Source organism: Microbacterium sp. Leaf151 (assembly GCF_001424225.1).
Classification (GTDB): domain Bacteria; phylum Actinomycetota; class Actinomycetes; order Actinomycetales; family Microbacteriaceae; genus Microbacterium.
Map to the genome: position 1 here is coordinate 786,664 of NZ_LMOR01000004.1, position 15,305 is coordinate 801,968.

General features: G+C 70.4%; 16 protein-coding genes. 9 read left to right on the forward strand and 7 right to left on the reverse strand.

Annotated elements, in window-relative coordinates; translation table 11 throughout:
- The first annotated feature begins 35 nt into the window (after positions 1 to 35).
- Positions 36 to 2,498: a LuxR C-terminal-related transcriptional regulator gene (locus tag ASF76_RS17545; protein ID WP_156459270.1), complete on the forward strand. Its 2,463-nt coding sequence runs from the start codon at positions 36 to 38 to the stop codon at positions 2,496 to 2,498.
- On the opposite strand, the gene ASF76_RS14360 is transcribed toward ASF76_RS17545, so the two are convergent.
- Both ASF76_RS14360 and ASF76_RS14365 read right to left on the reverse strand, forming a co-directional pair.
- Entirely contained in the window at positions 2,473 to 2,724 is a 252-nt protein-coding gene (locus tag ASF76_RS14360; protein WP_055959229.1) for a hypothetical protein, read from the reverse strand. The genes ASF76_RS17545 and ASF76_RS14360 overlap by 26 nt on opposite strands.
- The gene (locus ASF76_RS14365; RefSeq protein WP_156459271.1) at positions 2,717 to 3,409 is read right to left on the reverse strand and encodes a DUF998 domain-containing protein; all 693 of its coding nucleotides are present in this window, start codon (positions 3,407 to 3,409) and stop codon (positions 2,717 to 2,719) included. The genes ASF76_RS14360 and ASF76_RS14365 overlap by 8 nt, the downstream gene beginning before the upstream one ends.
- A 547-nt stretch (positions 3,410 to 3,956) precedes the next feature.
- Between ASF76_RS14365 and ASF76_RS14370 the strand changes: the two genes are divergently transcribed.
- Complete coding sequence (locus tag ASF76_RS14370) at positions 3,957 to 5,321, forward strand: cell division initiation protein (protein ID WP_200936138.1); 1,365 nt, start codon at positions 3,957 to 3,959, stop codon at positions 5,319 to 5,321.
- 34 nt (positions 5,322 to 5,355) lie between these two features.
- Positions 5,356 to 6,294: an aldo/keto reductase gene (locus ASF76_RS14375; RefSeq protein WP_055960168.1), complete on the forward strand. Its 939-nt coding sequence runs from the start codon at positions 5,356 to 5,358 to the stop codon at positions 6,292 to 6,294.
- Positions 6,295 to 6,330: 36 nt separating this feature from the next.
- On the opposite strand, the gene ASF76_RS14380 is transcribed toward ASF76_RS14375, so the two are convergent.
- Complete coding sequence (locus ASF76_RS14380) at positions 6,331 to 6,915, reverse strand: hypothetical protein (RefSeq protein ID WP_055959233.1); 585 nt, start codon at positions 6,913 to 6,915, stop codon at positions 6,331 to 6,333.
- A gap of 207 nt (positions 6,916 to 7,122) precedes the next feature.
- On the opposite strand from ASF76_RS14380, the gene ASF76_RS14385 reads away from it, so the two are divergent.
- Positions 7,123 to 7,305, forward strand: a complete 183-nt coding sequence (locus ASF76_RS14385) for a hypothetical protein (protein ID WP_156459272.1) — start codon at positions 7,123 to 7,125, stop codon at positions 7,303 to 7,305.
- A 142-nt stretch (positions 7,306 to 7,447) separates the two neighbouring features.
- Here the strand turns inward: ASF76_RS14385 and ASF76_RS14390 are convergent, their stop codons facing one another.
- The gene (locus ASF76_RS14390; protein ID WP_055959236.1) at positions 7,448 to 7,819 is read right to left on the reverse strand and encodes a DUF7882 family protein; all 372 of its coding nucleotides are present in this window, start codon (positions 7,817 to 7,819) and stop codon (positions 7,448 to 7,450) included.
- Between the two features lie 81 nt (positions 7,820 to 7,900).
- Between ASF76_RS14390 and ASF76_RS14395 the strand changes: the two genes are divergently transcribed.
- Entirely contained in the window at positions 7,901 to 8,485 is a 585-nt protein-coding gene (locus ASF76_RS14395) for a MarR family winged helix-turn-helix transcriptional regulator (protein ID WP_082485207.1), read from the forward strand.
- On the forward strand, positions 8,482 to 9,273 hold the full coding sequence (locus ASF76_RS14400; protein ID WP_055959239.1) for a transglutaminase-like domain-containing protein: 792 nt from the start codon (positions 8,482 to 8,484) through the stop codon (positions 9,271 to 9,273). The genes ASF76_RS14395 and ASF76_RS14400 overlap by 4 nt, the downstream gene beginning before the upstream one ends.
- Positions 9,274 to 9,326: 53 nt before the next feature.
- Here ASF76_RS14400 and ASF76_RS14405 read toward each other — a convergent pair whose 3' ends face one another.
- Positions 9,327 to 10,031, reverse strand: coding sequence for an esterase/lipase family protein (locus ASF76_RS14405; RefSeq protein ID WP_235561312.1), 705 nt, complete (start codon positions 10,029 to 10,031; stop codon positions 9,327 to 9,329).
- Between the two features lie 120 nt (positions 10,032 to 10,151).
- On the opposite strand from ASF76_RS14405, the gene ASF76_RS14410 reads away from it, so the two are divergent.
- The gene (locus tag ASF76_RS14410; RefSeq protein WP_055959243.1) at positions 10,152 to 10,397 is read left to right on the forward strand and encodes a hypothetical protein; all 246 of its coding nucleotides are present in this window, start codon (positions 10,152 to 10,154) and stop codon (positions 10,395 to 10,397) included.
- Between the two features lie 235 nt (positions 10,398 to 10,632).
- On the opposite strand, the gene ASF76_RS14415 is transcribed toward ASF76_RS14410, so the two are convergent.
- Both ASF76_RS14415 and ASF76_RS14420 read right to left on the reverse strand, forming a co-directional pair.
- A complete protein-coding gene (locus ASF76_RS14415; RefSeq protein WP_055960171.1) occupies positions 10,633 to 10,821 on the reverse strand; it encodes a hypothetical protein in 189 nt (62 codons plus the stop codon).
- Positions 10,822 to 10,939: 118 nt separating this feature from the next.
- Entirely contained in the window at positions 10,940 to 13,537 is a 2,598-nt protein-coding gene (locus tag ASF76_RS14420; RefSeq protein ID WP_055959245.1) for an MMPL family transporter, read from the reverse strand.
- A gap of 118 nt (positions 13,538 to 13,655) precedes the next feature.
- Here ASF76_RS14420 and ASF76_RS14425 point away from each other — a divergent pair, with 118 nt between their 5' ends.
- Positions 13,656 to 14,228, forward strand: a complete 573-nt coding sequence (locus tag ASF76_RS14425) for a TetR/AcrR family transcriptional regulator (RefSeq protein ID WP_055959247.1) — start codon at positions 13,656 to 13,658, stop codon at positions 14,226 to 14,228.
- A gap of 65 nt (positions 14,229 to 14,293) precedes the next feature.
- A complete protein-coding gene (locus ASF76_RS14430; protein ID WP_055959249.1) occupies positions 14,294 to 15,268 on the forward strand; it encodes a LacI family DNA-binding transcriptional regulator in 975 nt (324 codons plus the stop codon).
- Positions 15,269 to 15,305 lie beyond the last annotated feature (37 nt).

Consider the following 15,305-nt stretch of genomic DNA (forward strand, 5'->3'; position numbering starts at 1 on the left):
GTCCCGACCACCTGGAGGTATCGATGCTCATCGACGTGGACACCGTTCCGACCGCCGTTCGTGCAGTCCGGCGCATTAGCCGGTTCTGGGCCTCACGCACCCATTCCCTCGCACTCCTGCGCGACGCCCTCACGAGCGACGTCGTGCTGCTGCGGGGACCGGCCGGTGTGGGCAAGACGTCTCTGCTCCGGCAGTTCGCGGCCTCGCTCGACGACGACACCCAGCGCGGTGTCCAGGTCATCGACGGCAGCCTCACCACCCCCGAGAGCATTCCGCAGATCCTCGCGGCCTTCGCCGAGGGGCCGAGCGCGCACATTCTGCTGATCGACAACCACGTCGAGGGGGCGGGGCTGTCGACCGACCACCTGCTGCACCTCCTCCGCTCCGACTCGAATCTGCAGATCGTCGTCGCCACCCGGCAGGCGACGGGATTGGAGAGCCCGCTGGTCGCCCTTGAGTTCGACGTGCAGGTGATCCCCGCCGAGCACCTGCTCATGACGAGGGACGAACTCGCGGAGGTCTTGGAACTGAACGGGGTCGCGACCACGGAGGTGGGGATCGACGCGCTCGCGGAGCGCACCCACGGGTGGCCCGCACTCGTGCAGCTCGCGAGCGCCCGCCTGCGACTCGAGGGTATGCCGCTGCGCACGCGTGACGAGGCGATGGCGGTGGCCGAGTACGCCACCGCCGCGCTGACCGCCGACCTCGAGCAGCGTCTGGACATGCCCGTGTCCGATGACGTTCGACTCCTGGCGGTCGCCCCCCACGTGACTGTGGCGATCGCCGATGCGATGGGGGTGGATCCGATGTCGGGATCGACGGGCGAGATGGTCGCCCATCTGCGGGACGCGGGTTTCATGTGGCCGAGTTCGACGCGTCTGACCCTCGCCGAGCCTATCCGGCAGCAGTGGCTGCGCGAGATCACCGAGCGTCGGCCCGAAGACGTGGGGCGCGCCCGCTTGCGCCTGCTCGCCCACCTCGTCGACGGGGGCGAACCCCTCCTCGCCGCGCAGTTGGCGGCCGACGCCGCGCAGTGGACCACCCTCGCCGGTGTGCTGCGCTCGTCGGGCCCCGAGATCTGGGCACGCGATCCGGAGGGCTTCGAACGCCTGGTCGCGCATCTGCGGACACACGCGTCCATGACGCCGGCGGTGGTCGACGTGCTGCTGACGCTCGATCCCGTGACGGCGACATCGCTTGACACTCCCGGGCACGTCGTCGCCGCACTCGGTCAACTTCCGGATGCCAAGAGCGCTGCGTCGGGCAATCTCGACGCCCTCATCCTCCGCGTGAGCCTCCTGCGGGCGGCCGGGCGCTTCGCGCTCTCCACGGAGGCGGCGGCCCTGCTCAGCGACGTCGTCCGCAGGTCGCGCGACCTGCGCCCCGAGGTGACCTGCGAGGCCTGGTACCAGATCGGGATGACCTCGTTCGCGATGGGCAAACTGCGCGACGCGCGTGCGGCGCTCAACCACGTCGAAGGGGCCGCACCCCCGGCCCGCCGGATGCGCGCTCGTGGCGTCATCGCGATCATCGACCTGCTCGAGGGTGACGTCCGCAGCGCGCGTCAGGTAGTGCTGACGCCCGACCGTGACGACAATTGGCGCAGCTCCCCCTGGGGGGAGGGCATCCGGCTCGCGGACGCGTGGTTGCAGCTGGAAGCGGGTGACGCAACGGGTGCGCGCGCACTTCTCGACGACATCCCTGCGACGGCGGGAGCACGCGAGCTGTGGCCGTTCGCGGCAGCCGTCCACGCTCTGTCTTTCCTCCTGTCAGGGTCGGCGTCGGACGCACTCGGGCTCCTTCGCACCTGGATGGGGCGGGCGCGGAGCACGCCGCCCTCCCACTACCAGTCCACCCAGATCCTCACCGCGCGGGCGAAAGTTCTCATCGCCCTCCGCCAGGCCCGCAAGGCCCTCTCCCTGTTCGAGGGACCGTTCGCGCTCGCGTCGACGACGGCACCCGCCATCGCCCTGTCGCAGCTGTACGCCGGACGGGCGCACGAAGCCTTCGTGATGAGCGTCAAGTGGGGTCTGCACCACGAGCCTGCCCCGAGGGCCGCACTCGAGAGTCTCGTGGTGAGCGTCGTGGCGGACGTGCGCTTGAACGGTGTCGCCGCGCACCGCACGGCAGCGCAGCGGGCCGAGGCGCTGAGCGCGAGTCACGACCTGTGGAGTCCGTGGAGTGCCGTCGCGCCAGAAGACAGGGCTCTCGTGCTGCAGATGCTCTCGCCCAACTCGAGGGACGAGATCACCCGCAGATGTTCGTTCTTCGCCTCATCGGTCAGCGTCCCTCATCTGACGAAGCGCGAGCAGGTGGTCCTCGTGCATCTCACCCCCACGTCGACCATCGCCGACATCGCAAGGGCCCTCGTGGTCTCGCCCAACACGGTCAAGACGCAGTTGCAGAGTCTCTACCGCAAGCTCGGGGTCTCCGACCGGTCGAGTGCGATCAGGGCGGCCCACGCCTGGGGTCTCATCGAGACCGATCCGGAGGTGTGAGCGCTCGGTCGCGGCGGCGGCGACGTCGTGACCGGGCTCCGACCACGCGAGCGACCGCCAGCACGACCAGGACGACGACGACCCCCGGGACGGACAGTGGGACGCCGGCCCCGCGGAGCACGAGCAGGATGACGACGAACGATGCCAACGGAAGGACCCACGACAGCACCTGACGCAGGCGGCGGAGACGGACGGGCGCGGTCCTCGCGGGGCGACCGTCACTCATGGGATCGATCGGCGGGCCGGCGCGACGTGCGGTGATCGGCGGCGACCTGCAGGCCGAAGACCCCGAACCAGGTGATGGCGAGCGTGGCGGCGGTGAACTCCAGGTTGCCCCCGAGGACGGTGTCGCCCTTGAACAGGGCGATCATGGCACCGGTGAGGGAGGTGGCCCCCACCGCCACCAGGGTGATGATGCTGGCTGCCCGCATCCACGGACGTCGGCGGAGGGCGGCAACCTGGCCCATGGCCACGATCGCCAGCACGAAACCCAGAACCGCGAACGAGATGTGCACGAAATCCTGCACCAGGGCGCCGGGCGTGAACGGAACGGGGCAGCCCGGAGAACAGGTGATCACGGATGCCACCCCGAAGCAGAGGCCGCACACCAGCAGGGTCGTCGCCACCGGCCACCCCACCACGTAGCCGGCCCCGCGGGCGATCGTGGCACGATCGACGAGGACCGCTGCCACCGCCAGCAGCAGCAACGCGAGATTGAACAGCGGTGCCGTCGGCATCCCCGTCGCCCCGAGCTGGCTGACGTAGTGCACGCTGGGGTCGCCCGCTCGGCAGATCCAGATGAGCACGGCGCTGGCGAACGCGGCGATCGCGCCGATCAGGGCCAGCCGCGCCGGGCGGGCGCTGGCGCGCCCGGGATCCGCGTCGACGGGCCGTTCGAGAGTGTCGGTCATCGGCTCCTCCTGGTCGGGCTCGGCCACCCTATCGTCTCCTCCCGCGCGCCCTCGGTGGTGCGAGGTGATCTGTCTGACGGGGCGGGTGATTTCGTGCCGGGGCGTCCGCGTGCGCCGACGCGCGGCACCAAGCTGGAGGAGCGGGCAGAGCGAGCGCGTCGCCTGCGAGCCGGGGGGCCGCACCGCTGGACGCCCTCGCCCTGCCCGCACCTTCTCCCCCTGCCAGACCTGTCCGTCCTCCCCCGGGCAGACCCGTCCCACCGTCGACGCGGGCACCCGCCAGGGGCGAATCCCCGGGTGAGAAAAGAGCCTCGCCCCGCATCGACCACCCGCGAGTGTGCCAACCTCGACACCGAGCGGTCGTCACGTGGTTCTCCCCCAAGACCCGCCTCTGCGAAAGCGATCGCTCTCCCCGATGCGCGGTCCCGCGGCTCCGGCACCCGAGCCCGGGACCGCGCATTCCTCACGAACCGACCGCCGCACCGACCCGCCTCGTCCGCGTGGCGTGGACGCCGTTCGTGACAGACGCACGAACCCAGGAGGACACGTGACCGAGAGCGCCGAATCCGACGGCAGGCGGCGTGACCGCGCGTCCGCTCCGGTCGTCGCCGACGAGGACGTCACATCGCTGCACGCGCTGCTCGATCCGACCGGGTCGCATGACCGGTCGGCACCGGCGTTCCCCGTCGGCTTCCGCGGATACGACCGTGAAGCCGTCGACGATGCCGTCCGCGAGCTCGATGAGCGGGTGCGACGGGCCACCGCGGAGGCACGCGAGGCGAGGCTGCACGCGGAGACGGTCTTCGCCCAGCAGCGGGCCGAGCACGATCGGGAACTCGAAGAAGCCGCGCGTCTCCGCGCAGAAGAGACCGCCGCCCTGCACGAACAGGCGCGCGAAGCCTCGGCACGCGCAGCGGAAGCCGAGATGCGGGTGGCGGCGTTGTCGGCCGGGTTCGCCTCCGGCCGCGACGAGCACTCCGACCCGCAGCAGGAACGACAGCAGTTCGATGCGATCCTGCGCGTCGCCGAGGAACAGGCATCCGTCCTGGTCCAGAACGCCGTCGGCCAGGCCGAGCGACTTCTCGCGAGCGCGCGCGATGAAGCCGCATCCCTCCGCGAAGAGGCCGTCGCCGAGCAGACGCGCCTGCGCGCCGAGGCGCACCACGACGCGGATCAGGTGCGCCTGCGGATCGAGACGGAGGCGACGGCACACGCGGCACGCCTCGACCGCGAGAGCGCGCACGCGACCGAACGCGTTGCTCAGGCCGAGCGCGAGGCCGTCGCCGTGCGCACCGAATCGGAGAGGGGTGCCGCGGCGCTGCGGTCGATGGTGTCGCGCGAGACGAGCGAGCTGCGATCCGCGGCGGAACGCGACGTGCGCGAGATGACCGCGCGCGTGCTCGAGTTCGAAGAGTCGCTCAGCCGCCGCCAGGACGAAGCGCAGCAGGAGTTCCTGGTCCTGCACAATCAGGCCGTGGCGCACGCCGAGCGCATCACCGAAGATGCCAATGAGCAAGTGTCCGCCGCCCTCGAACACGCGCGGCGTATCAGCGCGCGTGCCGACGACTTCGAACGGCTGGCGCGCGCCCAGGCCCAGCAAGTCGGAGCCGATGCGCAACTGCGAGCCCGCGAGATCCTCGACGACGCCGGCGAGAAGGCGCAGCGGATCGCCGACACGATCAGTTCGTACAGCGTCGGCGTGCTGCGCGACGCCGAGGACCGCGCGCGCGACCTGCGCTGGCAGCAGCAGCAGCTCGGCAGTTTCCTTGCCGACATGAACGAGTTACTGCGCGCCGCACCTCGGGGCTCGCGCATCCCCGTCGATCCGGTGCACGAAGAGGCATCGGATGCCGGCACGAGCGACACCCCGGCGATAGAAGCTGACGTGCCGGCCACCGATCGGGAGGAGTGAGCCGGTGCGTCATGCCGCGCATTAGCGTGGGGTGATGCGAAACGTTCCCCTCGGTACCTCCGGCCTGACCGTCCCCAACGTCGTCGCCGGCATGATGCGCATCGACGACAAGAGCGACAGCGACGTGCGTGAGCTCTACCGCGCCGCGCGTGACGCCGGTATCGATTTCTTCGATCACGCCGATATCTACGCGCGCTCCCTGCACTCCGCCGAGGAACGATTCGCCGGGGCACTGCGATTGAGCCCCGCCGAGCGCGGTGAGATCCGCCTGCAGACCAAGGCCGGCATCGTGCGGGAGGGGCCCTACTTCGACTTCTCCTACGACCACCTCGTGTCTTCCGTGGAGGCATCACTGCGCGCCCTGCGGACCGACTACGTCGACGTCCTGCTGCTGCACCGCCCCGACGCGCTCGTCGAGCCGGACGAGGTGGCGCGCGCTTTCGATCACCTCGAGAACTCGGGCATGGTGCGCGCATTCGGTGTGTCGAATCACACGCCCCGCCAGATCGATCTGCTGCGGACGGCCGTGCGTCAGCCGCTCGTGGCCAACCAGGTGCAGCTTTCGATCGCTCACGCGCCCGTCGTGGTGCAGGGACTCGCCGCGAACATGGAGAGCGCCCCCCAGTCGTCGGTGCGAGACGGCGGTGGGCTGGTCGAGTACTGCCGGATCGAGGGCATCACGCTTCAGGCGTGGTCGCCGCTGCAGGGAACCCGCGGAGGCGGCGGCGTCTTCCTCGGTCACCCCGAATACGCCGAGTTGAACGCCGTCATCGACCGACTGTCGGAGAAGTACGGCGTCCCGCCTCTCGCCATCGCGGTCGCCTGGATCACCCGGCATCCGGCGGACATGCAGGTCGTGCTCGGCACAACGAGCCCGGGCCGCGTCACCGATGCGGCCGCGGGGTCCGACCTCCGGCTGACGCGGGCGGAGTGGTACGGGCTGGTGCGGGCCGCGGGCTACGTCGTCCCCTGACCGGGTGCACGACGCGCCACCGGCGGGAGTACGGTCTCAGTCGCCGCGGCGCTTCCGGCGTCCGCGGCTGATCACGATGATGCCTCCGACGACGATGATCGCGGCCGCGATCAGCGGGATCAGCACGAAGGCGAAGCGTCCGGCCTCGGCCTCCGAGTCGGGTTCGGCCTGAGCCGAATCGTCCGCCGCCGAGGTCGCCGTAAGGGGCGCGGGCGTCGGGCTGACGGTGGACGGTGCGGGTTCCGCCGTCGCCGCCGTGACGGAGATCGTGACCTCGGCGAGAACCGACTCGCCGGTGCCGACCGCGATGACGACATCGCCGGAACGCGTGGCGGTGAACTCGACGACGGCAGACCCCTCCGATACCGGCACAGCGGCGGTGGTGGTACCGGTCTCGACGCCGTCGCCCGAGAACGCCCCGGCGCTCGCGTCGTCGATACCGAACGTCGCCGATTCGAGACCGCCGAGACCCGACGCGGTGATCGTCGTCACCTCACCGACGGAAAGAGACGACGGTGCCGCTACCACGGTGGGCGCGGCGGCCGCTGAGGCGGGCGACGGGACGCTCGACAGGGCGGCGAGCAGGACGGCAACGGCCAGCGGAGATGTTCTGATTCGCACGGGAATCCCTTCGTCGGTCCGGGCAACGCTAATGACGCCCGAGCCTGCCCGCCCGACCATGGACGGGCGTGCACCCGCACGGTATGAGAGGCGGTTCGCGCACTCCCCTAAGCTGGCCGCAGCCACGGGAGGGAGAACCGGATGAGGATGCTGACACGACTACCCCTGGGCGCCATCCTGAGTGCGATATCCGCTGTGATCTGCGCGGTGCCCACCCTGATACTGCCGGTGGATTCGCCCAACGCGCCGAAGGTCGCTCTCCTCGCGGTGGCCGCCGTCGTCTTCATGGTCGGCGTCACGCGCGTTCGCAGCGAAGAGGGAACTCGCCCGCACGCGGCTTCGGAGGTCGATCAGACCCACGGGCCCCTGGGAGACGAACCCCACGCATGAGCCGCCGGTGACGCCCCCGGGAATCAGAGGTCCGCGGTGCCGAGGCTGTCGGCGCCGATCGGCTCGGTCGGAGCGGCCTACACCGTCCCCGCGGGCGAGCCGACGACGCGGCACGCACCGACGAGGCGTGCGTGCCGTGACATCACGCGGCGCGAGCGAGCGTGCGCGAGGCCTTGGTGCGAGCCGGGGCCGCGGGAGCCGGCGCCGCGGCGAGCTCGTCGATCGCGACGTCGAGGCTGAGGCCTCGCGAGGAGTTCGCGTCGTTCGCCATGCGCTTCAGAAGGTTCTGGTCGAGCGACTCGGGCTGCTCAGACTCGAAGACGAAGCGCAGCGGGATGGACGGCTGCAGCCAGATGGTGGAGCGGCCCGCAGGCTCGTCGGGTCCGTGTACCCACGAGAGCGTGAAGCTCTCGCCACGGCGCAGCTTGGTCGCCACGACCACCTTGACGTGCGCCAGGACGCGGTCGTCGACGGTGATCGGCTCGGTGGTCGTGCCGTAGTAGAGCTTTGCCATGATGTACCCCTCTGCTCGTTGCTTACGTTTCAACTTACTAGTTAGACTAGCGAATAGGCAAGCGAGATATTAGGAGAGATGATGACGAACGACACCCCATCACCTCCGTCGTACTGGTATAGCGAAAGCGCGGACGACGACCGCGGAGCGCGGATCATGGAGGCCATGCGCTCGTACCGCACCGCTGAGATGGCCATGCGCCGCCGCACGCAGGCATCGATGTCGATGAGCGAGAACGAACTGCTCGTCCTTCGCGTGCTCACGCGTGCGTCGGCGTCCGCGCTCGAAGTGACCCCGATCGACCTCGCCCGGCACCTGGGTGTGTCGACCGCGTCGGTCACCGCGCTCCTGGACAGGCTGGAACGCTCCGGCCACCTTCAGCGGCGACCACACCCCACCGATCGACGGAAGGTGCTGGTCTCCGCGACCGGGCACGCCGACGTCGAGATGCATGACACCCTTGCTTCCATGCACGCACGCATGATGCAGGCCACCCGCGGCATGAGCGAGGGCGAGGCCGCCGTCGTGACGTCTTTCCTGCACCGCATGCGCTGCGCGGTCGCCGACGGATGCGACGTCGCGGGCGACGGATGCTGCGCGGTGCGTTCGATGGTCCGTCCCACCCTCCTCCCCGACACCGATGCGGTACCGGACGCGGCCGCATGAATGCGTCGGTCGCAGCCCGAGTGGTACTCCGTGTCGACGACGAGGCAGAAGTGGTCCTGTCGATCGCCCCCGCCGCCGGCTGGGTCGTCGAGGAGCATCTGCAGATCACCGCCGAGGGCCGCGCGGTGCCGTACCGGGAGCAGCACGACGCTCACGGCACTCGTCTGCATCGCGCCACTCTGCCCGCAGGGACCGCGATGATCGTGTACCGCGCCGAGGTCTCGCCGCCCACCGCGCCGGCCGAGTCCGACGACGTCGACCCCGTCCGTTACCTTCGGCCGAGTCGGTACGTCCCCTCCGACGAGCTGGGCGATGCGGCATCCGTCTTCTCCGATCTCAGCCCCCGCGAAACGGTGGCGCAGGTGCCGGCGTGGGTATGGGAGCACCTGTCCTACGTCCCCGGCTCGAGCGGACCGACCGATACCGCCGCCGACACCCTCCAGGCACGGGAAGGCGTCTGCCGCGACTACGCCCATCTGACCGTCGCCCTCCTTCGCGCAAGTGGCACGCCGGCTCGTCTGGTCTCCGCATTCGCGCCGGGGCTCGACCCCATGGACTTCCATGCGGTGGTGGAGGCTTTCGTCGACGGCCGGTGGGAGGTTGTGGATGCCACCCGGCTGGCGCCCCGCGACCACCTCGTGCGCATCGCCACCGGCAGGGATGCGGCCGACACGGCATTTCTGACGACCCTGTCGGGAGCCCTCACCCTGGAGTCCGTCGAGGTCACGGCCGTCGCGGCGGGCGATGTCGTCGCCGACGACCACGCCCGATCCGTGCTGTTGCCCTGACGGGCGCGGTCCGCCCTGACCTCCGCATCGACGGCGGGGCCGCGTCACGAGCCCTATTCCGCGACCCGTGCGACCTCGGCGATGACCCGGGGGTCGGCGAGGATGCGGAAGTGCCCACCCTCGGCCAAACGCACATTGCGTGCTCCGGCGAGTTCGCTGCCCTCGGGGATGTGCGGATCGAAGGCCCCGTAGACCGACACGATCCGCGCGTTGGCGTCGGCCGCCGCAGCGAGCGCGCGCATCGTGGCGTCACCCGACGCGAAGGCCCGCAGCGAAGGGGTCGGCATCAGCCGGCTGTAGCGCGAACCGCCGAAGGGCGTCGCGACGGCGATCATGGCCCGCACCCTCGCACCGGCGGGGTCGAACGCCATGACGTGTTTGCCGATCAGGCCGCCCTTGCTGTGCGCGACGAGCACGACGTCGTCCAGTCCACGAGCGAGGAGGAAAACGGCGACGCGAGAGGCCTGCTCGGCGATCGGACGACGGTTGTCGCCGAGTTCATCGACGACGTACACCGGATGACCGCGTTCGTGCAGTGCGCGCGCGAGAGGTTCGAGGAAGCGCCAGGTCTCGTAGATACCCGGGAGCAGCACGATCGGAGTACCCGTCCCCTCTTCCAGAGAATCGGCGCCCTCCCGGCCGACGAGGGCTCGCCACTGGCCGCGGAGCGCGTACGCGTAGTCGCGCACCCACCACCGCAGGTCGCGCAGCGCCGTGTGAAGCCCCGTTCCCATGCCTCTCCCCGCATCCGTCGACATGTGTCCATCCTCACCGCGGCGGTGCCACGGTGAGGCCGGGTTGCGTCGCCGACTCCGCACACGCACGCCCCGGGCGCAACCCCGGAAAGGTGCCCACGGGCCCGCCCTATCGTGTCGCCCATGGACATCTCAGACATCCGCTGGAACGAACCCGCCCGCCAGAAGATCCTCGACGACGCCGACAACGTGCTGCGCGAAGCGGTCGTCGCGATCGCCCGCGAGAGCGACGGCATCTCGTCGGATGAGGCCTTCGCTCAGATCAACGCGCGCATCAAGGACCGCTTCATCGACTACGAGCCCGGCCCCGACATCCGCACCTACGCCGACGCGATCGCCGCCGGCGAGGTGCCCACCGACGCCGATTGAGTCCCCGCCCCCGGGCGCCGCGCCGTGCGCCCGGGGGCGATGCGCTCGCGCCTTCGGATTGGCTGAGATCCGGCCGGCATGGCGGGACGGCGGCGTACTCTGCGAATACCCCCGCCGCCATCGTCGGCGCGGATGACGCCCCCCTGGCGTCCCCGATGGCCCTCGCCCGTCGAGCCTTTCCCCCACTTGGCTCCGGACGAGGGTCGTCGTCTGCCCTCCGGGCGTACGAGCTTCCTCAGCGATCTTCTCCGTAGCCGCGGATGCTGCGGAGGTCGTCCTTCAGGTCTTCGGTGGGCAGACCCTCGTCGGCGACCGCGGCGTCGGCGGCACGCTGCTCGCGTGCACCGTCCTTCTTCTCCTCCACGCCGGCGTCGGTGGCGCCGTCCATGACGGGGGCGTCCTGGGTCTCTTCACGGTCAGTCATCATCGTCCTCCTCGGAACAGGTGTGATCGGAATCCTCGCGCAGCGGCTCGTGACCGAGGGAGGGGTTGCGCAGTGGTGGCGGGGCGGACAGCGATCCACCGCTGAACAACATCGCCGATCAGTGGTGCGCGGGATGCCGCCGCTCGAGCGCCGACCCCTCGACATCGACGTTGGGGACGACGCGGTCGAGCCACCGCGGCAGCCACCAGGCCGACCCGCCGAGCACGTGCATGACGGCGGGCATGAGCAGCATGCGCACGACGAAGGCGTCGAACAGGACGCCCAGCGCGAGACCCAGACCCATCGACTTGATGATCACGGAGTCGGAGGCGATGAATCCTGAGAACACCGCGATCATGATGATCGCGGCCGCGGAGACCACCGTGCGGCCGGCACGGAAGCCCTGCGCCACCGCCAGGCGCGGTGAGGCTCCGTGCGCCCAGGCCTCTCGCATCCCGGTGGCGAGGAACAGCTGGTAGTCCATCGCGAGGCCGAACAGGATGCCGACGAGGATGACCGGCAGGAAGCTGAGGATGGGGCCGGCATTGTGCACACCCAGTACCTCCCCCAGCCAGCCCCATTGGAACACCGCCGTCACCGCGCCGTAGGTGGCGAAGAGGGAGAGGACGAACCCGGCGGTGGCGATGAGGGGCACCAGGAGCGAGCGGAACACCATCACCATGATGAGGAACGACAACCCGACGACGACGACGAGGTAGATCGGCAGGACGTCCGCCAACCCCTCGGAGATGTCGATGTTGATGGCGGCGGCCCCCGCGACGCCGAGCTCGATGTCGCCGTCCACGGGAGGCAGTGCCCGGAGGTCCCGCACGAGCTGCTCGGTCGACACCGCGTTCGGCCCCTCCTGCGGGATCACCTGGAAGGCCGCGAGCGCGCGGTCGTCGGAGACGGCGACCGGGGCGACCGCCGCCACGTCGTCCAGCGCGAACAGCTCCCGGGCGACCTCGAGCTGCAGTCCCTGCACGTCGGCATCGGCGGTGCCGGCGGGGAGCGCCGCGGTGATGAGCAGCGGCGCGTTGGCACCGGCGCCGAACGCGTCCTCGGTCCAGGTGAACGCCTGGTAGGCGGTCGAGTCCTCGGCCTCGGACCCACCGTCGGGGAGCCCCAGACGCATCGACAGCGCGGGGATGGCCACGATCAGCAGCGCAGCGATGGCCACCACCATGGTCACGACGGCACGCAGTGTGGACATCGGCTTCGCCGTCGGCACGGTGGCCACGGCACCCGTGCGCGCGGCGCGGCGGGGATGCTGCGCAGCATCCGCGACCGGGGCGCCCGCCCGCGCTGCGCGGCGCGGGTGCGTCGCCTCGCCTGCCGCGGCGATGCGAGACCGGGCACGGCGGCTGAGGATCCGAGAGCCCGCGAGCCCCAGCAGCGCCGGTGTCAGCGACACCGCGATGAGGACGGCGACGAAGACGCTCACCGCACCCGCGGTACCCATCAGCCCGAGGAACGGGATGCCGGTGATGTTCAGGGCGAGCAGGGCGACGATGACCGTCATGCCGGCGAAGACGACGGCGTTGCCCGCGGTGCCGTTGGCGAGGCCGATCGACTCGACCACGTCGGCGCCCTGCAGCAGCTGTCGACGGTGTCGGTAGAGGATGAACAGCGCGTAGTCGATACCCACCGCGAGGCCCAGCATCACACCGAGGATCGGGGTGACGGATGCCATCTGCACGAGCCCCGAGAACGACAGCGTGGCCATGGCCCCGATGGCGACACCGACGAGCGCCGTGATGATCGGGAAGGAGGCCGCCAGGAGCGATCCGAGCACCACGATCAGGACGATCGCGGCGACGGCGACGCCGATCGCCTCCCCCACGCCGAGGATCTCGGGCACGCCCTGCGAGATCTCGGTGTTGAAGGCGACGTCGACCCCGTCGACCGGGTCGGCGGTGAAGTGCTCGACCACGGCCTCCTTCGAGGACTCCGAGAGTTCCAGGCGCGGCTCGCCGAACGAGACGTTGACGATCGCGGTCGACCCGTCGTCGGAGACGAGCCGAATGGCATCCGCGAACGAGAGGAGTTCGGCTCCCTCGGCGAGCTGCGTCTCCTGCGCGGAGATCTCGGCGAGGCCGTCGGTGAGCTGCGTCTGCTGCTGCGCGAGGGCGGCGCGCTGCTGATCGAGCTGGGCCTGCTGCTGGTCGAGCTCGTCGAGCTGAGCCTGCTTCTGGGCGTCGGGCAGGGGCGCCGCGTCGAGCTGTGCGCGACCGGTGTCGAGCTGCTGCTGACCCTGGTCGAGCTGTGCGACGCCGGCATCGAGCTGCGCCTGGCCCGATTCGGCCTGTGCTCGGGCGTCGGCGAGCTGCTGACGACCATCGACGACCTGCTGACGCTGCGTGTCGAGCTGGGTCTGCGCCTCGAAGGGATCGGTCACGCGCGCGACGTCGGGAAGGTCTCCCGCCGAATCGACGAGGGCGGTGATGTCGCTCTTCTGTGCGTCGGTGAGGGCCGAGCCGTCGGAGGTGCGGAAGACGACCGCGCCGGACGCACCGCTGAAGTCGGGGAGTTCGTCCTGCAGTTCGGCGATGACGTCTCCGGATGCCGTGCCCGGGATGTCGAAACTGGAGCTCAGGCCCGTGAAACCGATGGCGAAACCGCCCCCTACGACGCCGAGGATCACCACCCACGCGACGATCACGGTCCACGCACGACGAGCGGCGAGGGTTCCGAGACGGTGCAGCAGTTCGGCCATGCGGGGTTCCTCTCGTGCGGTGCGCGCGAGGGAGCACCGTCGGCTCCGACCAGTCCGGGCAAAGATAACACGCACCGTCTCGTCTTGATCCTGGTCGACATCGCGCACAATGTGTGACATGGCTCTTCCCCGCAGTGGTCCCATCCGCAGCGAGGCTGCGCGCCTGGCCATCCTGGAGGCGGCTGCCTCCCTGTTCACCGAGGGCGGATACGAGCACCTCACGATGGAGGGCATCGCGCGTCGAGCGGGCGTGGGCAAGCAGACCATCTACCGGTGGTGGCCGACCAAGGGCGACGTGATCGCCGAGGCGATCCTCGAGGGGCGCCTGCTCAGCGGGCGCCGCGACCTCCCCGACACCGGCGACGCCCGCACCGATCTCGCCGTCTGGCTGACCGATCTGTTCACCCTGCGCGCGAGTCCGGACGGCGAGGGACTGCTGCGCTCGCTGGTCGCCGCGGCGGCCGGAAGCGCCGAGACCGGCCGGCGCCTTCGCACCGAGATCCTCGCCGCGCCCCTCATCGACCGACTGTCGCAGGCCATGGGCGGCGTCGGCGGCGCGCGGCTCGACGCCGCCGCCGACGCGCTGGTGGGGGCCGTCATCCTCCGCGCCCTCAGCCGCGAGGACTTCGACGCCGACGACATGCTCGTGCTCGTCGACGCGATCGTGGGCGACGGCGCTCCCCCACGCTGACAGCCGGCCGCACGCAGTGGGATAGCGTCGAAGCGTCATCCATCCCTCGACCCGATGAGCATCCGATGAGCCGACCCAAGCTGCAGGACGTCGCCGCGCGCGCCGGCGTCTCGGTCACCACCGTCTCGCGCGTGCTCAACAACCGGGGCTACCTCAGCGACGACATCAAACGTCGCGTCGACGACGCGGTGTCCGAGCTCGGCTACCGCCCGAACGAGATCGCGCGATCGCTCATCGGTCAGCGCTCGACCCTCGTGGGCCTGATCGTGCCCACGGTCGCCGATCCGTTCTTCGGCGAGCTGGCGTCCCACGTCGAGGGGGCTCTCGCCACGCGCGGCTACAAGATGCTGCTGTGCGACTGCCATGACACCCCCGAGCGCGAGGAGAAGTATCTCGATCTGCTGCAGGGCAACCGGGTCGACGGGATCATCAGTTCCACGCACAATCGCGATGTCGCGGGCTACGGGCGTGCCGACCTGCCCATCGTGGCGATCGACCGCCGCCTGGGCGAGGGCATCCCCACCGTCCACAGCGACAATCGCACCGGCGGAGTGCTCGCCACCGAGCACCTCATCGCCCGGGGATCGCGCACCGCCGTGCATCTCACGGCCACCGATCACCCGGGCAACCAGCGCGCAGCGGCATACCGCGAACGCATGCGCGCACACGACCTCGAACCGCGCGTCATGGCCTACGGCTACGACACCTCACTCGATGAGCGTCGGGCCGCGATCGAGACCTGGCTGACGGTGAACGCCTGCGACGGCGTCTTCGCCAGCGACGACCTCACCGCCCTGATGGCGCTGGAATGGGCGCGCAAGACCGGGCGCCGTGTCCCCGACGACCTGCGGATCGTCGGATACGACGGAGCGGCGGCGCTGCAGCTGGCCGTACCGGGCCTCACCACCATCCGACAGCCCATCGAGCGGATGGCGACACGGGCGGTCGACCTGCTCCTGGAGCGGATGACGGATGCCACGGCGAGCGCCGCCGCGGAAGAACCGCTCCCTGTGGCGCTGCGCCACGGCTGGACGTCCTGAGTCCCCCCAACGCCGAGGGGTGGTCGCGGCCGCACCG